Annotated in this window: 20 protein-coding genes and 1 pseudogene; 15 read left to right on the top strand and 6 right to left on the bottom strand. The window is 73.6% G+C overall.

Annotated elements, in window-relative coordinates; translation table 11 throughout:
* The first annotated feature begins 33 nt into the window (after positions 1 to 33).
* The gene (locus KBX37_RS02630; protein WP_210774210.1) at positions 34 to 1101 is read left to right on the top strand and encodes a type III polyketide synthase; all 1068 of its coding nucleotides are present in this window, start codon (positions 34 to 36) and stop codon (positions 1099 to 1101) included.
* Positions 1102 to 1180: 79 nt separating this feature from the next.
* Positions 1181 to 1804: a hypothetical protein gene (locus KBX37_RS02635; RefSeq protein ID WP_210774211.1), complete on the top strand. Its 624-nt coding sequence runs from the start codon at positions 1181 to 1183 to the stop codon at positions 1802 to 1804.
* 83 nt (positions 1805 to 1887) lie between these two features.
* Here KBX37_RS02635 and KBX37_RS02640 read toward each other — a convergent pair whose 3' ends face one another.
* A complete protein-coding gene (locus tag KBX37_RS02640) occupies positions 1888 to 2625 on the bottom strand; it encodes a hypothetical protein (protein WP_210774212.1) in 738 nt (245 codons plus the stop codon).
* A 327-nt stretch (positions 2626 to 2952) separates the two neighbouring features.
* Between KBX37_RS02640 and KBX37_RS02645 the strand changes: the two genes are divergently transcribed.
* The 5 genes and pseudogenes from KBX37_RS02645 (at position 2953) to KBX37_RS02660 (ending at position 5857) form a co-directional block, all read left to right on the top strand.
* Complete coding sequence (locus tag KBX37_RS02645; RefSeq protein WP_088959974.1) at positions 2953 to 3438, top strand: CarD family transcriptional regulator; 486 nt, start codon at positions 2953 to 2955, stop codon at positions 3436 to 3438.
* A gap of 55 nt (positions 3439 to 3493) precedes the next feature.
* Positions 3494 to 4189: a 2-C-methyl-D-erythritol 4-phosphate cytidylyltransferase gene (ispD, locus tag KBX37_RS02650; RefSeq protein WP_210774218.1), complete on the top strand. Its 696-nt coding sequence runs from the start codon at positions 3494 to 3496 to the stop codon at positions 4187 to 4189.
* A gap of 16 nt (positions 4190 to 4205) precedes the next feature.
* Positions 4206 to 4688 carry a 2-C-methyl-D-erythritol 2,4-cyclodiphosphate synthase gene (gene ispF / locus KBX37_RS02655; protein ID WP_210774220.1) on the top strand — a complete coding sequence of 161 codons (483 nt, stop codon included), beginning with the start codon at positions 4206 to 4208 and terminating at the stop codon, positions 4686 to 4688.
* A gap of 10 nt (positions 4689 to 4698) precedes the next feature.
* Positions 4699 to 5031: pseudogene (locus KBX37_RS34110) on the top strand (tetratricopeptide repeat protein); the annotation flags it as partial.
* Between the two features lie 247 nt (positions 5032 to 5278).
* Positions 5279 to 5857, top strand: a complete 579-nt coding sequence (locus KBX37_RS02660) for a hypothetical protein (protein ID WP_210774222.1) — start codon at positions 5279 to 5281, stop codon at positions 5855 to 5857.
* Here KBX37_RS02660 and KBX37_RS02665 read toward each other — a convergent pair.
* Positions 5854 to 7020 (bottom strand): homogentisate 1,2-dioxygenase, encoded by a 1167-nt coding sequence (locus tag KBX37_RS02665; RefSeq protein ID WP_210774224.1) that lies wholly within the window; start codon positions 7018 to 7020, stop codon positions 5854 to 5856. The genes KBX37_RS02660 and KBX37_RS02665 overlap by 4 nt on opposite strands.
* 94 nt (positions 7021 to 7114) lie before the next feature.
* Here KBX37_RS02665 and KBX37_RS02670 point away from each other — a divergent pair, with 94 nt between their 5' ends.
* The 5 genes from KBX37_RS02670 (at position 7115) to KBX37_RS02690 (ending at position 11479) form a co-directional block, all read left to right on the top strand.
* A complete protein-coding gene (locus KBX37_RS02670; protein ID WP_210774226.1) occupies positions 7115 to 7972 on the top strand; it encodes a hypothetical protein in 858 nt (285 codons plus the stop codon).
* Positions 7969 to 9168, top strand: coding sequence for a fumarylacetoacetase (gene fahA, locus KBX37_RS02675; protein ID WP_210774228.1), 1200 nt, complete (start codon positions 7969 to 7971; stop codon positions 9166 to 9168). Before KBX37_RS02670 ends, fahA begins: the two co-directional genes overlap by 4 nt.
* Positions 9169 to 9322: 154 nt before the next feature.
* Entirely contained in the window at positions 9323 to 9532 is a 210-nt protein-coding gene (locus tag KBX37_RS02680) for a DUF397 domain-containing protein (protein ID WP_210774230.1), read from the top strand.
* A gap of 149 nt (positions 9533 to 9681) precedes the next feature.
* Positions 9682 to 10164 carry an SRPBCC domain-containing protein gene (locus KBX37_RS02685; protein WP_088959981.1) on the top strand — a complete coding sequence of 161 codons (483 nt, stop codon included), beginning with the start codon at positions 9682 to 9684 and terminating at the stop codon, positions 10162 to 10164.
* A gap of 76 nt (positions 10165 to 10240) precedes the next feature.
* A complete protein-coding gene (locus KBX37_RS02690) occupies positions 10241 to 11479 on the top strand; it encodes a PQQ-binding-like beta-propeller repeat protein (RefSeq protein ID WP_210774232.1) in 1239 nt (412 codons plus the stop codon).
* Positions 11480 to 11581: 102 nt separating this feature from the next.
* Here the strand turns inward: KBX37_RS02690 and hisC are convergent, their stop codons facing one another.
* From hisC to hppD, 4 genes are read right to left on the bottom strand one after another with little or no spacing between them, the layout of a single operon-like run.
* Positions 11582 to 12685 (bottom strand): histidinol-phosphate transaminase, encoded by a 1104-nt coding sequence (gene hisC / locus KBX37_RS02695; protein ID WP_210774234.1) that lies wholly within the window; start codon positions 12683 to 12685, stop codon positions 11582 to 11584.
* On the bottom strand, positions 12682 to 13656 hold the full coding sequence (locus KBX37_RS02700; RefSeq protein WP_210774236.1) for an RDD family protein: 975 nt from the start codon (positions 13654 to 13656) through the stop codon (positions 12682 to 12684). The genes hisC and KBX37_RS02700 overlap by 4 nt, the downstream gene beginning before the upstream one ends.
* Positions 13653 to 14363: an RDD family protein gene (locus KBX37_RS34115; RefSeq protein WP_210774237.1), complete on the bottom strand. Its 711-nt coding sequence runs from the start codon at positions 14361 to 14363 to the stop codon at positions 13653 to 13655. Before KBX37_RS34115 ends, KBX37_RS02700 begins: the two co-directional genes overlap by 4 nt.
* 11 nt (positions 14364 to 14374) lie before the next feature.
* Entirely contained in the window at positions 14375 to 15580 is a 1206-nt protein-coding gene (gene hppD, locus KBX37_RS02710; RefSeq protein WP_210774238.1) for a 4-hydroxyphenylpyruvate dioxygenase, read from the bottom strand.
* A 146-nt stretch (positions 15581 to 15726) separates the two neighbouring features.
* On the opposite strand from hppD, the gene KBX37_RS02715 reads away from it, so the two are divergent.
* From KBX37_RS02715 to KBX37_RS02725, 3 genes are all read left to right on the top strand, one after another.
* A complete protein-coding gene (locus tag KBX37_RS02715) occupies positions 15727 to 16218 on the top strand; it encodes an Lrp/AsnC family transcriptional regulator (RefSeq protein WP_154941420.1) in 492 nt (163 codons plus the stop codon).
* A 142-nt stretch (positions 16219 to 16360) separates the two neighbouring features.
* Positions 16361 to 17782: a PQQ-binding-like beta-propeller repeat protein gene (locus KBX37_RS02720; RefSeq protein ID WP_247656935.1), complete on the top strand. Its 1422-nt coding sequence runs from the start codon at positions 16361 to 16363 to the stop codon at positions 17780 to 17782.
* A 92-nt stretch (positions 17783 to 17874) separates the two neighbouring features.
* Complete coding sequence (locus KBX37_RS02725) at positions 17875 to 19542, top strand: fumarate hydratase (RefSeq protein ID WP_210774241.1); 1668 nt, start codon at positions 17875 to 17877, stop codon at positions 19540 to 19542.
* The last annotated feature ends 66 nt before the right edge of the window (positions 19543 to 19608 follow it).

Consider the following 19608-nt stretch of genomic DNA (forward strand, 5'->3'; position numbering starts at 1 on the left):
CGGGCGGGCAGTCGGGGACGAGAGGTGGGGGACATGGCCGTACCAGTGATCGCGGGACTCGGTACGGCGCAGCCGCCGGGGGCCGCGCAGGACGAGCTCTGGGAGGGCTTCTTCTCCCGGCACTTCTCCGGCACCACCCGGGCGCTCGCCGAGCGGATCTTCGCCAACTCCGGGGTGACCCGCCGGCAGGCGGCGGTCAACCCGCTGCTGGAGGACGTCTCCGAGTGGCCGACCGAGCGCCGGATGCGTCGGTACCAGGTCGAGGCGCTGCCGCTGGGCAAGGAGGCGGTGGGCCGGGCGTTGACCTCGGCCGGTCTCGCCGCCGGCGACGTCGGGCTCTTCGTGGTCTGCTCCTGCACCGGGTACGCCACGCCGGGGCTGGACATCCTGCTCGCCCGGGACCTGGGCATGGCCCCCGACACGCAGCGGATGTTCGTCGGGCACATGGGCTGCTACGCCGCGCTGCCCGGGCTCGGCGCGGCGGCCGACTTCGTCACCGCGCGGGGGCGCCCGGCGCTGCTGCTCTGCGCCGAGCTGACCAGCCTGCACATCCAGCCGGCCAGCGCGCGGATGGACACCCAGCAGATCGTCTCGCACGCACTCTTCTCCGACGCCGCGGTCGCCGCGGTGGTGGTCCCCGGCGCGGCCGGCCCCGGGTCGTCCGGCGGGTACGCGGTGCGCGAGGTCACCTCGGTCACCGACACCTCCACCGCCGACCACATGACCTGGGACGTCACCGACACCGGTTTCCGGATGGGCCTGTCGCCGAAGGTCCCGCAGGTGCTCTCCACGCACGTTCGCGGGCTGGTCGACGACCTGCTGGCCCGCCACGGCACGGGCATCGCCGAGGTGGACGGCTGGGCGGTGCACCCGGGCGGCCCGCGCATCCTCAACGTGGTGGAGCGCGAGCTGGCCCTGCCGCCGGAGGCCCTCGTGGCCTCCCGGGCGACGCTGGACGAGCACGGCAACTGTTCGTCCCCGACGGTGCTGCTGATCCTGGACCGGCTGGTGCGGGCTGCCGTGCCGCCGCGGCGGATCGTGATGCTGGCCTTCGGGCCGGGCCTCACCCTCTACGCCGCCCTGCTGGAACGCCGTTCCTGAACCCACCCTCGCCGGTCCTCCGGGCGGGAAGCCCTCCGACGGGCCGGCGGGTTCGGTGGCGGCTGGTTACGCTCGCCGGATGGATGACCGGCGGGACGATCGGCTGCGCGGCGGCCTGCTGGCGGCGGCGGCGCTGCTCGCCGTGACGGCGGGCGGCTGGTGGTGGTGGGCCGGGGCTCCGGCCACCGGCCGGCGCGGGGTGGCGGTGGGGACGAGCCCGCCACCGCGCGGTGTCGTCCCGTCCCGTTCGCCGGAGACCCTCAACGAGGTGCTGGCCGCGCACCCCGACGCGGCCGTCCGGGTGCGGATCGACGGGAGCGGCCGCGTCATCGAGGCGACCGAACTGCCGGGTGACACCGATGACCTGGCGCTGCCCCGGTTCACCGACACCCTGTTGCGGGAGCGCCTGACCTTGATCCCGGGCCAAAAACCGGTACGCCGGGAGTCGTTGGCAGACGGGGCACGGCACCTGCTGCAGTACCGCTGCACCGGCCCGGGCGAGCTGCTGATCTCGATCATCCAGGGTCCGACCCTGAACACCGCCCAGTCGACCTGCGACGGTGAGCTGGGTCAGCTCGATCTGCCCCACCCGATGGAGCCGGAGTTCCTTACGCCCGAGCAGGTGGCGCCGACCCGGATCGAACTGTCCGCCGTCGGTCCCAGGCCGGTCGAGGTGGCCGCGCAACTGGTCGCTCTGCCCTGAGCTGGGCCGCCCGGCGCTGCCGCACGACCGGCCGCCCCGGGTGTGGGGTACCGCGATCCGCGACCGCGACCGCCGGGTCGGGGTCAGCGGACCAGACGGCTCAGGTCGGCGCGGTAGTCGCCGGCGATGGCCAGGTCGGGGATCACCCGCTGGACCGTGCCGGAGCGGTCGACCAGCAGCCCGGTGGCGATGCCGGGGCGGGGGTCGAGGTGCAGCGCCGCCCGTACGCCGCCGGCCGGGTCGGCGAGGGCGCGTACCGGGCCGCCGGGAACGGGGTCGGGGCCGACCGTACGGCCGCCGGTGACGGTGACCACCGAGACTCCGGCGGGTGCGGCGGCCTCCGCCGCGGCGACCTGTTCGGCGCAGGCGCAGGCGTCCACCAGGATGATCATGGCGGGCAGCAGCCGCCGCAGCGGCACCGGCGACTGGTCGGCGTCGACCAGGTCCAGCGCCGGCAGCGGCCGGCCGGTCAGCGTGCCGGGCGAGGTGGACGAGGGATACGGCAGGACGGTCGGCCGCTCGGTGCCCCGGGGCGAGCGGGGCCAGGTGACGGCGAGCAGGCCGCCGATGGTGGTGAGCAGGGCCACCACCAGGATCAGCACGGGCAGGGCGAGGGGTGGCCGGCCGTCGGCGCGCGGGGTCAGGCCCAACCGCCGGCGCCAGCGCGCGCCGGAGGTGCGGCGCCGCAGCTCGCGACGGACCTGCTCGGCCTCTTCGGCCAGCGCCGACGCGTCGTCCGGTACGACCACCCGACCCCACTCCGGTGGCAGGTCGGGCAGCCCGTCGGACGGGCCGTGGCCCTCTGCGTCAGGCATGCCCATCGGACCCCCGGGGAAGTGGCTCGTGAGCGGACGGCGGTACCCCTCCAGCGTCCCGCACCGCCCCTCCTGCCGCCAGACCTGGGCGGGCCGGGCGCTACCGGGCTACCATGGGAAAAGCGCGTAGCCCGAGAAATCCACGCTCCGATCACCCGTACCGGGTTGTCATCCGTTCGTCACGGAGCGTGCTCGAACCATCGGTTTGACTGCCTGTCAAGCTGAAGAAATACCTCTCACAGGGCCCCTGAGCTGCGCCAACGGTCAGGACAGCGGTGAGACATCGGTGCCTGAGCGTGTTACCCTAGACACAGCGAAAGGGGTTTCGAACCTATGGTTTTCAGTGTCGGCGAGACCGTTGTTTACCCCCACCACGGGGCCGCACTCATCGAGGCAATCGAGACTCGGGTCATCAAGGGCGAGCCCAGGGAATACCTCGTCCTGAGGGTCGCGCAGGGTGACCTGACGGTCCGGGTGCCCGCTGAGAACGCCGAGATCGTGGGCGTGCGCGAGGTGGTCGGCGAAGAGGGCCTCGGCAAGGTCTTCGACGTGCTCCGTGCACCGCACACCGAGGAGCCGACCAACTGGTCGCGGCGTTACAAGGCGAATCTGGAGAAGCTGGCCTCCGGGAACCCGCTGAAGGTCGCCGAGGTCGTCCGCGACCTGTGGCGCCGGGAGCGGGAGCGGGGCCTGTCCGCGGGCGAGAAGCGCATGCTCGCCAAGGCCCGCGACATTCTCGTCGGCGAGGTCGCGCTGGCCGAGAAGAGCACCAAGGACGAGGCGGAGACGCTGCTCGACAAGGTGCTGGGCGAGGCCTAGTCCCCACAGCATCGTCGTACCCGTCCCGCAGCAAAGAAACCACCAGGACCGCGACGTGACCGCGCAGCTGAACCCGCGCGGTGACGTCGCGGTCCTCGTGCCTGCGGCCGGTGCCGGGGTACGCCTCGGCCCGGGCGCGCCCAAGGCGCTGCGCCTGCTGGGCGGCGAGCCGCTGCTGGTGCACGCGGTACGCCGGATCGCGGCCGCGCCGTCGGTGCACACCATCGTGGTGGCCGCCCCGGCGGCCGAGCTGGATGCGGTTCGGCGGCTGCTGGCACCCGTGGCGCCGGTGCTGGTCGTGCCCGGCGGTGCGGAGCGGCAGGCGTCCGTGGCGGCCGCCCTGGCCGCCGTGCCACCGGGGCCCGACATCGTGCTCGTGCACGACGCCGCCCGCGCGCTCACCCCACCGGAGCTGGTCGAGTCGGTGGCCGGGGCGGTCCGCGCCGGGCACCACGCGGTGATCCCGGTGCTCCCGGTGGTCGACACGATCAAGGAGGTCGGCGCGGGCGAGGTGGTCGTCGGCACCGTCGACCGCTCCGCGCTGCGCGCGGTGCAGACCCCGCAGGGCTTCCGCCGGAGCGTGCTGACCGCCGCGCACGCCGCCGCGGGTGATTCGCTCACCGACGACGCCGGGCTGGTCGAGAAGCAGGGCGTACCGGTGTTCTGCGTGCCCGGCTCCGAGTACGCGCTGAAGGTCACCCGCCCGTTCGACCTCGCGCTCGCCGAGCACCTGCTGGCCGCCGGCCACTGACGCGTACCCTCGGCTCATGATCGTTCCTCGGGTGGCCGTCGGCACCGACATCCACGCCTTCGCGCCCGGCCGGCCCTGCTGGCTGGCCGGACTGCACTGGCCGGACCAGGACGGCCTGGCCGGTCACTCCGACGCCGACGTGGTCGCGCACGCCGCCTGCAACGCGCTGCTCTCCGCCGCCGGGCTCGGTGATCTCGGCGCGAACTTCGGCGTCGACCAGCCCGAGTGGGCCGGCGCCTCCGGAGTGGCGCTGCTGACCGAGTCGGCCCGACGGGTCCGCGTGGCCGGCTTCGAGATCGGCAACGTCTCGGTCCAGGTGGTCGGCAACCGTCCGAAGATCGGGCCGCGCCGCGAGGAGGCGCAGCGGGTGCTCTCCGCGGCGGTCGGCGCGCCGGTCACCGTCTCCGCCGCCACCAGCGACGGGCTCGGCTTCACCGGACGCGGCGAGGGGCTCGCCGGCGTCGCGGTGGCCCTGGTGTACGAGGTTCCGGCCGCCTAGGCTCGTCGCGCTGTCCAGGGACGCCACCTCCGACCGGTCCGCGACCGACGGCTACCTGCAACGAGCCCAGTTCCTCGCGGAACTGGGCCGCTACGACGAGGCCGCCGCCGAGCTGGGCTACGCGGTCGCTCTTGAGCCGCCAACACCGAGGCGCTGACCGTGCTGTCCCGGGTCCACCTGGCGGCGGGCCGGCCCACCGAGGCGCTCACCGCCGCCGGCGCCGCCCGCGCTGCAGCCCCGGGCTCGATCGCACGGGCAGCCGGCGCCGGACGTGGCCTGGCGTGGCGTGGAGCTGGCCCCCGAGGAGCCGCAGGCGCGCCTGGTGCTCGGGCTGGTCGCAGCGACCACGCGGACAGGGCGGCCGCCGTGCCGGCGCTGATCCTGCTCTAGGCCCTGGTCGGCACCCCGTGGCCGCTGGTCCTCGCCATCGCCGTCGCCACCCTCGCCGAGCTCGCCGTGCTCTCCCGCACGACGGCCTGACGCCGGGCAGCCCTTGCCGCCGCCCGGACAATGAGGGCATGTCCGAGCTGAGCCGGCGCCGGCGCAAGGTCCTTGCGCGGCTGTTCGTGCTGGGTATCCCACTGCTCGGGGTGGCGATCGACTTCGTCCTGCTCTTCGTCACGTACCGAGTGGCCGCCAGGATCGCACCGGACGTGCTCGGCGAGGTGGCGGAGAGGCCGGCGGCGTTCGCGGCATGGGTGGCCGTCGTCAGGCTGCCGATGACGCTGGCCTACCTGGTGGCCGCTTCGGGGCGACCCTTGTGGACGATCATGAAGACAGGGGAGTTCCCGGACCGTCCGGAGCGCCAGGGCTGGCGGCAGTTCCTGACCAGTGTGCGCGACCAAGGGGCGGAGCTGGTCGCGACGGCGCTCGCGGCGCTGATCGTCTTCGACCGCGTGGCCGATCCGGGCGTCGACCCGGTGTGGCCGCTCGTCGTCGTGACCGTGGCCGGCCCGTGGCTGCTGCCCATGCCGGTGACGGTGCTGATCTGGCTGCTGCGCCGCTGGTGGCGGAACCAGCCAGACTTGCGGCCACGGCACGCGGCGCCCGACGACGACCAGCCGGACCAGGTGGGGGTTTCGCCGGAGACCACCAGCAGAGGGATCAGGCCAGACCGTCCGGAGCAGGTGGGCTTCGGCGAAACTCCCGACGCGCCGGAGGGGAACTAGGGGCGACCCGCCCAGGTCCAGGCGTACCCCTCGTCCTCGCACTCGCCGGCCGCGTCGCAGAGGTCGAGCGGGCGGAAGGTGTCCACCATGACGGCCAGTTCGTCGAAGAAGTCGACGCCGATGGAGCGCTCCGCCGCACCCGGCTGCGGCCCGTGGGTGAAGCCCGACGGGTGCAGCGAGATGGAGCCCTGCTCGATGCCGGAACCGCGCCGGGCCTCGTAGTTGCCGCCGGTGTAGAAGAGCATCTCGTCGGAGTCGACGTTGTGGTGGTTGTACGGCACCGGGATGGCGTCCGGGTGGTAGTCCACCTTGCGCGGGACGAACGAGCAGATGACGAAGTTCGGGCCCTGGAAGGTCTGGTGCACGGGCGGCGGCTGGTGGATCCGGCCGGTGATCGGCTCGAAGTCGTGGATGGAGAAGGCCCACGGGTACATGTGCCCGTCCCAGCCGACCACGTCGAACGGGTGGTTGGCGTAGACGTGCTTCGTCCACCCGCGCCGGTGGCGTACCAGCACCTCGATGTCGGTGCCGTCGACCAGCAGCGGGGCGTCCGGTCCCCGGACGTCCCGCTCGCAGTACGGCGAGTGCTCCAGGAACTGGCCGCGCACCGACAGGTAGCGCTTGGGCGGGCCGATGTGGCCGCTGGCCTCGACGGCGAGCAGCCGGGTGGGGGTGTCGCCGGTCGGCACCAGCCGGTGCACGGTGGAGGTGGGGATGATCACGTAGTCGCCGGCGACCGCGTCGAGCACGCCGAAGGTCGACTCCACCCGCAGCGTGCCGGCCTCCACGTAGAGGCACTCGTCGCCGGTGGCGTTGCGGTAGAGCGGGGACGGCCGGTCGGCCAGCACGTACGCGATCCGCACGTCGTCGTTGGCCAGCAGGTAGCGCCGGCCGAGGACCGGGTCCGCGCCGGTGCCGTCGAGCTTGTGGGTACGCAGGTGGCGCGGCTTGAGCGGAAGGTTCGGCACCCGGGTGTACGCCGGCGGGGTGAACTCCTCGGCGGCGACGATCGCGGTGGGCGGGTACCGGTGGTAGAGCAGGGACGAGTCGGAGGAGAAGCCCTCCTGGCCCATCAGCTCCTCGGCATAGAGGCTGCCGTCGGGCTGGCGGAACTGGGTGTGCCGCTTGCGGGGCACCTCGCCGACGCTGCGGTAGTACGGCATGTCGCCTCCCGTTATGTCCCGTTCTCCGGCCGGTGACGTCCGATAATCGGACGCTGTTGTCCGTTCCTTGTAGCGTCCCGTAGATTCTTGTCTCGTGTCAACGCAGGTGCCCCGCCTCTTCGCCGGCCTCGTCGACGACGCTGCCGTCTTTCCGCCCGGCAGCGCGTCCCTGCCGGACGCCGTCGCCGCGCACCGCGAGCACCGCGCCGCCTGGTACGCCGACCTGGTCGGCCCGCTGCTGCTGCCCGCCTCGACGCTGCCGGCCCTGGCCGACCTGCTCGGCCCCGGCGAACGGATCGCCGTCGGCGTCATCGGTGACCTGCCGATCGGCCAGCTCGGCGCGGCGCTCGCCGGGACCGATCCCCGGATCACCGTCCGCCAGGTCGAGGCGGCGGTCGCCAAGCGCGGCGAGGACCCGCAGCCCGGCGTGGCCGAGCTGCTGAAGCTCGCCGAGCGGCTGACCGGCATCGACGTCTACGCCGAGGTCCCGCTGACCTTCGGGCTCACCGGCGCGCTGGACACCCTGGCCGCGGCGCGGGCCGACGGGCTGCCGGTCGCGGCGAAGTTCCGCACCGGCGGACTGGCCGCCGAACTCTTCCCCACCCCGGTCGAGCTGGCCGCGGTGATCTGCGCCTGCCGCGACCGGGGCCTGCCGTTCAAACTGACCGCCGGGCTGCACCACGCGCTGCGCCACCTCGACCCGGAGACCGGCTTCACCCACCACGGCTTCGGCAACGTGCTGGCCGCGACGCTCGCCGCCGCCCAGGCTGCCGAGGTGGACGCCGTCGCCGTCCTGCTCGCCGCGACCGACCCGCTGCCCCTGGTCGAGCAGGCGCGGGCGCGGCGCGACGAGGAGCGCCCGCTCTGGGTCGGCTTCGGCTCGTGCAGCATCCTGGAACCACTGACCGATCTGATCCGGCTGGGGCTGGTGAACGGGGGATTCGACCGATGAGCTGGGTGACGGGTGCCGACGGTTCGCCGTACGGGGTGACCAACCTGCCGTACGGGGTGTTCCGGGCCGGCGGGCGCGGGCCGCGGATCGGCGTGCGCGTCGCCGACTTCGTGCTCGACCTGGCCGGCGCGGAGGCGGCCGGCCTGGTGCTCGCCGCCGGGGCGCTGGGCCGCCCCACCCTCAACGACTTCATGGCGCTCGGCCGCCCGCAGTGGACGGCGGTGCGGCAGCGGATCGTCGAGCTGCTCACCGACACCGCGCACCGGGCGGCGGTGGAGCCGCTGCTGGTCCCGCTCAACGAGGTGGAGCTGCTGCTGCCGTTCGAGGTGGCGGACTACGTCGACTTCTACTCCTCCGAGCACCACGCCTCGAACGTCGGCCAGATCTTCCGCCCTGGCCAGCCGCCGCTGCTGCCGAACTGGAAGCACCTGCCGATCGGCTACCACGGCCGGGCCGGCACGGTGGTCGTCTCCGGCACCCCGGTGGTCCGCCCCACCGGGCAGCGCGCCACCGCGCAGGGCCCGACCGCCGGCCCCTCCGTACGCCTCGACATCGAGGCCGAGGTGGGCTTCGTGGTCGGCGTGCCGAGCGCCCTCGGCGACCGGGTCGCCGCCGCCGACTTCACCGACCACGTCTTCGGTGTGCTGCTGGTCAACGACTGGTCCGCCCGGGACATCCAGGCCTGGGAGTACCAGCCGCTCGGCCCGTTCCTGGGTAAGTCCTTCGCCACCTCGATCTCGGCCTGGGTGACCCCGCTGGACGCGCTCGCCGACGCGTTCGTGCCGGCGCCGGGGCAGGACCCGCCGGTGCAGGACTACCTGCGCGACACCCCGCACCTGGGGTTGGACCTGCGCCTCGCGGTGGAGTGGAACGGCGAGCGGGTGGCCGAGCCGCCGTTCGCGACCATGTACTGGACGCCCGCCCAGCAGCTCGCCCACCTCACCGTCAACGGAGCCTCGCTGCGCACCGGCGACCTCTACGCCTCCGGCACCGTGTCCGGTCCGGACCGCGGCCAGGTCGGCTCGTTCCTGGAGTTGACCTGGGGCGGCGCCGAGCCGGTCAAGGTCGGCGGCGGCGATACCCGCACCTTCCTGGAGGACGGCGACACCGTCACCATCCGGGCCACCGCCCCCGGCCCGGACGGCACCACCGTCGCCCTGGGCGAGGTCACCGGGCGGATCCTGCCGGCCCGCTGAGTCGCGTATCCGCCGGTCGCACCGGCTGTGCGACCGGCCGGCCCTCCTGCCGCGTTTGATCGACCGGATTCGGTCACCACTCCACGCCGTCCCGTCCCGGGGCGGCGTGGGTCGTGACCGGCATGGCACATCCCAGCGGACAGGAGGTACGAGCATGGACGATCTCGTTGGCGCGGTCTGGCGCACCAGTAGTCGGTCGAACGATCAGGGGCTCTGCGTGGAGGTGGCGGACAACCTCGCACGCGACCGGGGTGTGGTCGGGATACGTGATTCCAAGGACCCGGACGGGCCGGTGCTCGTCGTCGGCCCGCCGGGCTGGACGGCGTTCGTCGGGGCGATCCGCCAGGGTGGCTTCCGCCCCTGACCCGCGCCTGACCCGCCCCTGACCCGGGCCTGATCCGCGCCGCGGGACCGCACCGGTGCCCCGATCCGGGGCACCGGTGACGGAAATTCCACCGCAGGACCCCCCGTGGCGCCCTCACGCGCCGTACCGTGGACGCCACGGGAGGTGTCATGTCGACGGTCACGGTCACCGAGTTCATCGAGGCGCGGGCCGACGACGTGTGGGCGCTCCTAGTCGACCTGCCGGTCCGGGCCGACTGGCTCTGCACCGTCGGCGGCGTGGAGCTGCTGACCCAGGGCCGGCTGGGGCCGGGCACCGCCTGGCGGGAGACCCGCACCAGGCCGGACGGCGGTGACCAGGCGGAGGAGTTCGTGGTGCTGGAGGCCCGACCGCCGCACCGACTCGTGCTCAGCTCTCCCGGCATCGGGGTGGACTACCGGATCACCTGGACCCTGCGCACCGTGCGGCGTCGGGGCCGCGGCTGCACCGCGGTCACCGTGGAGCACCAGGCGGTGCCGATCGCCCCGTACGGGCGGGTGGTCGCGCTGCTCTTCGGCGGGCTGGCCGCGCGGGCGGTGGAGGGAGCCATCCGGCGTGACCTCGCCGACCTGGCCGCCGCCGCCCGGCGTGCCAGCGGCGCCGAGGCCGCCTGAACCGCCGCACCTCGCCGTTGCGACCTGCGCGGGGCGGCGGCGGGCTGCCTCGGTAGGGTGCCGGGCGGAGGTGCGCATGGGTGTCCCGAAGGGCCGGCGACGGATCACCGTCGCGGTCGCGGCGCTGCTCGCCCTCGGGGTTGTCGGCGCCATCGGCTACCGGGTGCTGGCCCCCGCCGAGGTCGTCACGCCCGCCCAGGACGACCTGCCGCCCCTGGACACTCCGGCGACCGGGGTGGTGGGTCGACTGCCCGCCGCACCGCTGATCGTCGACGGTCGGCTCCGGGTGTACGCGGCGCAGCGCCAGGTCTACGCCGACCGGCCGGCCGACAGCAAGCACCGGGTCACCCCGTTCTGGTCGTACCGGCGGTGGCCGGCCCAGCTCAACGGGGTGCTGGTGGCGGGTACCACGGTGGTGAGCCGCTGGTCCGACGGGAAGATCGTCGCGCTGGACGGCCGTACCGGGAAGGTGGCCTGGCGGGCCGACGGCCCGGCGCCGGGGAAGGGTTTCCCGTCCCGGCGCACCGGCGCGGCCATCGTCTGGGACCCGCGGGGGATCTTCCTCGCGTCGGGTCCGGGCGGCCGGACGACGCTGGTGGCGTCCGGCGCCGGCGACCTGCGCGGGTACGCGCTGGCCGACGGCCGGGAGCTGTGGCGGGCCGCCGGTGACGCCGACTGCCGGACCGATCTCGGGACCACGGCCGCCGGCCAGGTCCTGACGGTGGACGCCTGTGCCGGCCCGGCGACGGTGGAGTTCCGCGACGCGACGACCGGCGCGGTGGGCACCCGGTGGCGTCCTCCCGGCGCCGGCCCGGAGCTGGCCGTCACGGCGCTGGGGTGCCTGACCCCGCGCTCGCAGTGCCGGGGCCTGCGCACCTCGGACGGCCAGGGTTGGCTGGTCGGCCCCGGTGAGCCGCGTCCCGCGCCGACCCTGGGCGCCGACGACGTCACCCTCTCCGGCGAGTTCGCCATCGCGGTCACCGACGGCGTGCTGACCGGCTGGGACGCGCGCACCGGAGAGAAGCGGTGGCGGCGGGGCGACCTGGGCGAGGTGCGGGTCGTCGCGGTCGAGCCCGGCCGGGTGCACGTGCTGAGCCGGCAGCGGGACCTGATCACCATGGACCCGCGGACCGGGGCGCAGCGGTCCCGCTTCCCGCTCACCCTCGGGCAGGACGGGATCGGCTGGGTGCCGGGGCTGGCGTACGCGGCCGACGGCTACGTGGCCGTGGAACGGTTGCGCGAGCGGGCCCGCCCGGACGACGACGACCAGGGGTACTTCCTGATGGCGGAGCCGGTCGTGCTCGCGGCGACCTGAGCGAATGACCGACAAAGAGGACAAAAGTCGGCAAAAGTTGCATAGCATGCCGGTGTCGGTCCGCCTCCGATCGGGGTTGGCGGAGGCGGACCGGTCCCGGGCTCAGGCCAGCGCGGACTCCGCCGCGGCCAGGAAGGCGTCGTTCTCGGCCGGGGTGCCGATGGTGACCCGGACCCCGTCGCCGGCGAACGGCCGGACGATCACACCGCGCGCCTCGCACGCCTTGCCGAAGTCCACCGCCCGCTCGCCCAGCGGCAGCCAGACGAAGTTGGCCTGGCTGGACGGCACGTCCGGGACCAGCTTGCGCAGCGCCTCGGTGACCCGGTCCCGCTCGGCGACGACCAGCGCGCAGCGCCGCTCCACCTCGTCCGCCTGCGCCAGCGCGGCCAGCGCGCCGGCCTGGGCGGCCATGCTGGTGGAGAAGGGGGTGACCACCTTGCGCACGGCCGCGGCCACCTCCGGGGCGGCGACCAGGAAACCGATCCGCAGCCCGGCCAGCCCCCAGGCCTTGGAGAGCGTGCGCAGCACCACCACGTTCGGCCGGTCGAGGTAGGTCAGGCCGTCCGGCACCTCCGGGTCGGTGACGAACTCGCGGTACGCCTCGTCGATGACGACCAGCACGTCCTCGCCGACGGAGTCGAGGAACCGGTCCAGCTCCGCCCGCCGCACGGCCGTACCGGTGGGGTTGTTCGGGTTGCAGACCAGCACCATCCGGGTCCGCTCGGTCACCGCCACGGCCATCGCCGCCAGGTCGTGGCCGTGGCCGGCGTCGTTGGGCAGCCGGACGCTGGTCGCGCCGCTGGTCGCCGCGATGATCGGGTACGCCTCGAACGACCGCCACGAGTAGAGCAGCTCGTCGCCGGGCAGGCAGGTGGCCCGGACCAGGTGCTCGGCCAGCGCCACCGAACCGCAGCCGGTGGCGATCCGGTCGGCGTCCACCCCGTACCGCTCGGCCAGCGCCTGGCGCAGCGCCACCACGCCCATGTCCGGGTAGCGGTGCGAGCCGGTGACCGCCTCGGTGACCGCCTCGACCACCCCGGGCAGCGGCCCGTACGGCACCTCGTTGCTGGCCAGCTTGATCGCCTCCGGCAGGCCCAGCTCCCGGGCCAGGTCGGCGGGGCTGCGACCCGGCACGTAGTTCGGCAGCGCGTCCAGGTCGGCGCGGGTCAGGCGCAGCGCGGGCTGGTGACGTCCGGTGTCGGTCATGGGGTGTCTCCCGGGGAGTCGGCACGGTCGTGCGGGGTGGCGGGGGTGGCGGGGCCGCCGGGTAGCGGCAGCCGCACCACGACGGTGTGGGCGCGCTTGTCGTGCAGCGCCTGGCGCAGCGGGTGGTCGAAGAGGGCCGAGACCGCGTCGACGAGCTGGAGCAGCAGGCCGAAGCCGCAGCAGTACCAGAGCAGGGTGGGCATGCCCAGCGTGCTCCACCGGCGGGTCGCGCGGCCGAAGCCGAGCGGCTGGTCCGCCTCGACGGGCACCGCCCGGATCCGCATCACCCGCTTGCCGACGGTCTGCCCGCCGGCGGCCATCGCCGGCACCTCGTACGCGAACCAGAGCGCGGTGGCGATCACCAGGATGGCGATCAGGAGGCCGGCCGCCTGCTCACCGGGGGCCGGCAGCGGCGCGTTGGTGGTGTCGCCCGTGGTGGCCCGACGCCACGCCTCGTCGAGGGCGGGCGAGAGTTCGCGGACGTACCGGTAGACGAACCAGCCGTTGACCAGCACGTTGAGCAGGAGGAGCAGACCGAGGTCGATCAGTCGGGCGACCAGTCGGGCGCCGTAGCCGGCCAGCGGCAGGCCGTGCGGGCGCGGCTCCGGCGGGCGCCCCGGCCAGGTGGGGTACGGCCAGCCCGGCGGCGGTCCCTGCGGATGGCCCGCGCCCGGGCCGGGCGGCACGCCGACGCCGGGCGGGCCGCCCTGGGCGGGCGGCGCACCGTAAGCACCGTAACCACCGTGCACACCCTGTGGAGCGGGCGGCTCCGGCACCCCGGTCACCGGCGGAGCCGGGGCGGCCGACGGCGGGGCGGGTGTCGGCGGGGCGGGTGTCGGCTCCGGCGGCGGGGGCCCCTCCGGCGGGGTGACGTCGACCGGGACGGGCGCGCCGACCCAGCCCTCGCCGTCCCACCAACGCCTGGTCGACGGGTCGGCGGGGTCGACGTACCAGCCTGGTTCAACGCTCACCCGGACACCTTAACGACGACGGTGCGGGCGAACTTGTCGTGGAGGCACTGCTGCCAGGGCTTGTCCCAGAGCTGCCAGAGGCCGTCGAGGTAGCTGAAGCCCGGGATGAACGACCCGCCGACCTGGTGCGCGAGCCACCGCTTCGCCGCGGCCCTGCGGTCGAGCTGCTGGGTCGGGTCGAGCGGCACCACGCGCAGCTTCATCACGCGCTTGCCGACCGTCTGCCCGGTCTTGAACATCATCTCCACGTGGAACAGGTAGGTGACACCGAGGGCGAACAGGAAGATCGCGGCTTCCAGGGCCAGGAAGGGAAGCAGGAAGTCCGCGAAGGGGTCCGACTCCAGGGTGCCGTCGGGCGCGGTGGCGGTCAGGTCCGGCATCACCCAGACGAAGAAGGCGATCACCGCGGGCACGATGACGACCATGCAGGCCGCCATGATCACCAGACCGTCGATCAGCACGGCCAGCAGCCGGTCGCCGAAGCTCGCCAGCGGCTGGCCGTTCGGTGCGACCGGCACGGCCGGGAAGGGAAGCCGGGGCGGGGCGCCGGGCGGCCCCGCCGGATAGGTCGGCAACCCGGAGTACGGGCCGGGCTGCGGCGGGACGGTGTACCCCTGGGGGGTGGGACCGGAGGGCGGCGCGAAGCCGCCGGCGGCGGGCGAGGGCCCACCGGCCGGCGGCGTCGGGTACGTCGGAGGCTGCGTCACGCTCGACAGTGTTACAGGTTGCCGCGCGCTTCCTGCTCCCGCTCGATCGCCTGGAAGAGCGCCTTGAAGTTGCCCTTGCCGAAGCCGAGCGAGCCGTGCCGCTCGATGAGCTCGAAGAAGACGGTCGGGCGGTCCTGCACCGGCTTGGTGAAGATCTGGAGCAGGTAGCCGTCCTCGTCCCGGTCAACCAGGATCTTGCGGGACTTCAGCTCCTCGATCGGCACCCGGACCTCGCCGATCCGGGCGCGCAGCTCCGGGTCGTCGTAGTAGGAGTCCGGGGTGTCCAGGAACTCGACGCCGGCGGCCCGCATCGCGTCCACGCTGGCCAGGATGTCGTTGGTGGCCACGGCGATGTGCTGGGCGCCCGGGCCCTGGTAGAACTCCAGGTACTCGTCGATCTGCGACTTCTTGCGGGCGATCGCCGGCTCGTTGAGCGGGAACTTCACCTTGCGGGTGCCGTTGGCGACGACCTTGCTCATCAGCGCCGAGTAGTCGGTGGCGATGTCGTCGCCGACGAACTCGGCCATGTTCGAGAAGCCCATGACCCGCTTGTAGAACTCCACCCACTCGTCCATCCGGCCGAGCTCGACGTTGCCGACCACGTGGTCGACCGCCTGGAAGAAGCGCTTCGGCTGGAGGCCGGCGTCGATCATTGGCCGGCGGTCCACGATCGGGCCGCGGGCGACGAAGCCGGGCAGGAACGGGCCGGTGTAGCGGGACCGGTCGACCAGGGTGTGCCGGGTGTCGCCGTAGGCGGCGATGGCGGCCATCCGCACGGTGCCGTGCTCGTCGGTGAGGTCGTGCGGCTCGACCAGGCCGGTCGCGCCCTGCGCGGTGGCGTGCGCGTACGCGGCGTCGACGTCCGGCACCTCCAGCGCGATGTCGGAGACGCCGTCGCTGTGCTTGGCGACGTGCTCGGCGCCGGCGGCGTCCGGGCGGACCGCGCCGGTCAGCACGAACCGGGCCGAGCCGCTGGTCAGCACGTACTGGGCGTGGTCCCGGTAGCCCTGCTCCGGCCCCCGGTACGCCACGCAGGTCATGCCGAAGGCGGTGGAGTAGTAGTGCGCGGCCTGCTTGGCGTTGCCGACCAGGAAGTGCACGTGGTCGAGGCCCTTGACCGGGAACGGGTCCCGGGTGATGTCGTGGTCGACGGCGCCGACGAGGGCGTCGACGTCGACCTCCTCGGTCGACTGGGGTCGGTCGATCGCCTGGGTCATGGTGTCCTCCCTTGCGTACCGGCCGGCCTCTTGGGCCGCCGCGGTGTTTCCGATGCTCTTGCCAGGAGGATCGCCGTGACCCGGCGCACTGGGCAACCGTCGTCGTTTCCGCTGGTCATCCTGCACATTCGGTAGAGTGTTGAAACATGAACGCTGGACAGGATGTACAGCTCGACGAGCTGGACGCCAGGTTGATCCAGTTGCTCGCCGACGAGCCGCGGATCGGGGTGCTGGAGTGTTCCCGCCGGCTCGGGGTGGCCCGGGGCACCGTCCAGGCCCGGCTGGACAAGCTGGTCGAGCGGCGGGTGATCGGCGGCTTCGGGCCGGACGTCTCGCCGGCCGCGATCGGCTTCGGGGTGACCAGCTTCGTCACCCTGGAGATCAGCCAGCGGCACGGCCACGACGCGGTCACCGCCCACCTGGCGGCCATCCCCGAGGTGCTGGAGGCGCACACCATCACCGGCTCCAGCGACCTGCTCTGCCGGATCGTCGCCAGGTCCAACACCGACCTCCAGCGGGTGATCGACCAGATCGTCTCGTACGAGGGCATCCGCCGCGCCTCCACGATCATCGCGCTGGCCGAGCAGATCCCGTACCGCGTCCTGCCCCTGGTTCGCTCCGCCGCCGCGCCCCGCTGACGCCCCGCGCTCCCGCGCCGGGCAGCTCCGGCGCCCGGCGCCGACGCGCAGAAAGGGCGGCGACACTCCGGCGCGGGGCCGGGGGAGTTCGGTGATCGTCGCTACCGTGTGCGGTGTGAAGGGCCTTGGCGTACGCGGCTGGTTGCTGCTGGGGCTCGTCACCGTGGTCGTGCTCGCCGCCACCGGGGTCTGGAACCCGTTCCCCGCGATCTGGGACTGGGTCGACCGGCGGCAGCCGATCTCCGACCCGGACGTGGTCTGGCAGCAGCGCATCGGCGGCACCCCGAAGAGCGTGACCATCGCCGGGGACACCGTCGTGATCGAGCAGCGGACCCGGGTCGAGGCGCGCAGCCTGGCCACCGGCACGCAGCTCTGGGAGCGCAAGGCGGACTGGGCGGCGGTGGCCGGCGGGACCCGGGACCCGGTGGTCGCGGTGGGCAAGCTGCTGGTCAAGGGGTACGAACTGCTCGACCCGACGACCGGGGTGGTGCGCCGGCGCGACGACGACGCGGTGGCCGTCTGGACGTACCGGAACATGCTGCTCGACGCGCACTGCGTCGAGCCGACCGACTGCACCCTGACCGCCTGGGACCCGCGCGGCACCCGGCCACTCTGGACGGCGTTCCTGCCCGGGGTCAGCACCGGCCTGTTCGCCGACAACCCCAACCTGCTCGGCACCCGCCGGCTCACCGCGCCCCGGATCGACGGCGGGGTGGCCGGCCCGGAGTCGGTGCCGCCGCTGCTCGGCTTCCCGGTCGACGGCCGGGTGCACGTGGTGGACACCGCCACCGGGCGGGTGGTGCAGAACGTCGAGCCCGGGCGGGACGAGCGGCTCGCCGTGATCGGCGGCCGGATGCTGCGGATCAGCGCCGTCTCCCGGGACGGCACCTGCCAGTACGTCGTCTCCGCCCGCGACCCGGCCACCGGCCAGGAGGCGTGGCGCAAGGCCGGGGTCAACCTGCGCACCGCCGACAGCGCCGGCTGCGTGCAGCGGGAGGACCCGCAGGGCGCGCGGAACGTGCTGATCGGCGTGGCGCCGGACGGCCGGGAGGCGGTCATCGACGGGTACGACGGGCGGCTGCTGCTCGTCGACGCGGAGGGCGAGAAGCTGCTCGCCGTCGACGACCGGTACGCGCTGGTGCGCACCGCCGACAAGGACACCGTCGTCGGCCGGGAGTTGGGCGTCGAAGGGGTCCGCTGGAACCGCCCCGCCGGCGACCGGGCGGGCGCGGCGCTCACCCCGTACGCGGCGATCGTCACCCAGGACAAGCCGAACCGGCTGGTCGCGCTCGACCCACGGACCGGTCGGGAACTGGTGGTGCTGCGGACCAGCGCCAACGCGCTCGCGGTCGGGCCGGACGGCATGATCATCGGAGAGGGGCGGGAGATCGGGTACGTCCGGTTCGGCGGTGGTGGCGCCGAGCCGCCGCCCGACGGTGGCGGTGTCCCCGCCCCCGATACCGGAAGCTCCCCCGGCCCAGCCACCGGGGGCGGCCCCGGGGACCAGCCGGACTGTGGGCCGAAGCGGGAACTCTGCCCCGACCCGGGGGAAAACGACGGCTGAGCGCGGCGGGCCCCGCCCCGGATGAGAGCGGCATCCCACGACGCACCCGGCGGGTGCCACCGATCGACCGGTCTGCCCTAGGCTTTCCCGTCATGAGCAGTGCCGCCGCGTTCTCGTACGCCCCCTTGCTGCCGACCGGTCCGGACCAGACGGAGTACCGCCTGGTCACCGACGAGGGCGTCGATGTCGTCAACGGCCCGGGTGGCCGTCGGTTCCTCACCGTGGAGCCGGCCGCGCTGACCGCGCTGACCGCCGAGGCGATGCACGACATCGCCCACTTCCTGCGCCCCGCGCACCTGGCTCAGCTCCGGTCGATCATCGACGACCCGGCCGCCTCGCCGAACGACCGGTTCGTCGCGCTCGACCTGCTGCGCAACGCCAACATCGCCGCCGGCGGCGTGCTGCCGATGTGCCAGGACACCGGCACCGCGATCGTGATGGGCAAGCGCGGCCGGCACGTGCTCACCGACGGCGCCGACGCCGAGGCGATCTCGCGCGGTGTGTACCAGGCGTACACCCGGCTCAACCTGCGCTACTCGCAGCTCGCCCCGCTGACCATGTGGGACGAGCGGAACACCGGCAGCAACCTGCCGGCCCAGGTGGAGCTCTACGCCGAGGACCCGGACGGGCACCCGGACGCGTACAAGTTCCTCTTCATGGCCAAGGGCGGCGGCTCGGCCAACAAGTCCTACCTCTACCAGGAGACCAAGGCGCTGTTGAATCCGACGCGGATGATGCAGTTCCTGGAGGAGAAGCTGCGGCTCATCGGCACCTCGGCCTGCCCGCCGTACCACCTGGCCATCGTCATCGGCGGCACCTCCGCCGAGTACGCCCTGAAGACCGCCAAGTACGCCTCGGCCAAGTACCTCGACGCGCTGCCCACCGCCGGCTCGATGACCGCGCACGGCTTCCGCGACCTGGAGCTGGAGGCGCAGGTGCTGGAGCTGACCCGCGACTTCGGCATCGGCGCGCAGTTCGGCGGCCGGTACTTCTGCCACGACGTGCGGGTCGTCCGGCTGCCCCGGCACGGCGCCTCCTGCCCGGTGGCGATCGCCGTCTCCTGCTCCGCCGACCGGCAGGCGGTCGCCAAGATCACCCCGTCGGGCGTCTGGCTGGAGCGACTGGAGACCGACCCGGCCCGGTTCCTGCCCGACGTCACTGACGAGACGCTGGACGCCGAGCTGGTCGTCAAGGTCGACCTCAACCGGCCGATGGACGAGATCCGCGCCGAGCTGTCGAAGTACCCGGTGAAGACCCGGCTGTCGCTGACCGGCCCGCTGGTCGTCGCCCGGGACATCGCCCACGCGAAGATCGCCGAGCGGCTGGACGCGGGCGAGCCGATGCCGCAGTACCTGCGCGACCACGCCGTCTACTACGCCGGCCCGGCCAAGACCCCGGAGGGCTACGCCTCCGGCTCGTTCGGCCCGACCACCGCCGGCCGGATGGACGCCTACGTGGAGAAGTTCCAGGCCGCCGGCGGCTCCCAGGTGATGCTCGCCAAGGGCAACCGCTCGTCCCAGGTCACCCGCTCCTGCCAGCAGCACGGCGGCTTCTACCTCGGCTCGATCGGCGGCCCGGCGGCCCGGCTCGCCCAGGACTGCATCAAGCACGTCGAGGTGCTCGAATACCCGGAGCTGGGCATGGAGGCGGTCTGGAAGATCCAGGTCGAGGACTTCCCGGCGTTCATCGTGGTCGACGACAAGGGCAACGACTTCTTCGCCGAGGTCACCAAGCCGGTGCTGACCGTCGGGCGGCGCTGATCCCGCGACGTACGCGAAAGGGGGCGCCGGGCGGAATTCCGCCCGGCGCCCCCTTTCCTGTGTCGT

Origin of the sequence: Micromonospora sp. U56 (assembly GCF_018070095.1) — a bacterium.
GTDB lineage: Bacteria > Actinomycetota > Actinomycetes > Mycobacteriales > Micromonosporaceae > Micromonospora > Micromonospora purpureochromogenes.

Bases quoted from the DNA above. Each gene is read 5' to 3' on its own strand.
- KBX37_RS02635 (WP_210774211.1), top strand. From the start codon at position 1,181: ATGGATGACCGGCGGGACGATCGGCTGCGCGGCGGCCTGCTGGCGGCG.
- KBX37_RS02645 (WP_088959974.1), top strand. From the start codon at position 2,953: ATGGTTTTCAGTGTCGGCGAGACCGTTGTTTACCCCCACCACGGGGCC.
- hisC (WP_210774234.1), bottom strand. From the start codon at position 12,685: ATGACCGACACCGGACGTCACCAGCCCGCGCTGCGCCTGACCCGCGCC.
- KBX37_RS02640 (WP_210774212.1), bottom strand. From the start codon at position 2,625: ATGGGCATGCCTGACGCAGAGGGCCACGGCCCGTCCGACGGGCTGCCC.
- ispF (WP_210774220.1), top strand. From the start codon at position 4,206: ATGATCGTTCCTCGGGTGGCCGTCGGCACCGACATCCACGCCTTCGCG.
- KBX37_RS02630 (WP_210774210.1), top strand. From the start codon at position 34: ATGGCCGTACCAGTGATCGCGGGACTCGGTACGGCGCAGCCGCCGGGG.
- KBX37_RS02690 (WP_210774232.1), top strand. From the start codon at position 10,241: ATGGGTGTCCCGAAGGGCCGGCGACGGATCACCGTCGCGGTCGCGGCG.
- hppD (WP_210774238.1), bottom strand. From the start codon at position 15,580: ATGACCCAGGCGATCGACCGACCCCAGTCGACCGAGGAGGTCGACGTC.
- KBX37_RS02665 (WP_210774224.1), bottom strand. From the start codon at position 7,020: ATGCCGTACTACCGCAGCGTCGGCGAGGTGCCCCGCAAGCGGCACACC.
- KBX37_RS02725 (WP_210774241.1), top strand. From the start codon at position 17,875: ATGAGCAGTGCCGCCGCGTTCTCGTACGCCCCCTTGCTGCCGACCGGT.
- KBX37_RS02715 (WP_154941420.1), top strand. From the start codon at position 15,727: ATGAACGCTGGACAGGATGTACAGCTCGACGAGCTGGACGCCAGGTTG.
- fahA (WP_210774228.1), top strand. From the start codon at position 7,969: ATGAGCTGGGTGACGGGTGCCGACGGTTCGCCGTACGGGGTGACCAAC.
- KBX37_RS02685 (WP_088959981.1), top strand. From the start codon at position 9,682: ATGTCGACGGTCACGGTCACCGAGTTCATCGAGGCGCGGGCCGACGAC.
- KBX37_RS02680 (WP_210774230.1), top strand. From the start codon at position 9,323: ATGGACGATCTCGTTGGCGCGGTCTGGCGCACCAGTAGTCGGTCGAAC.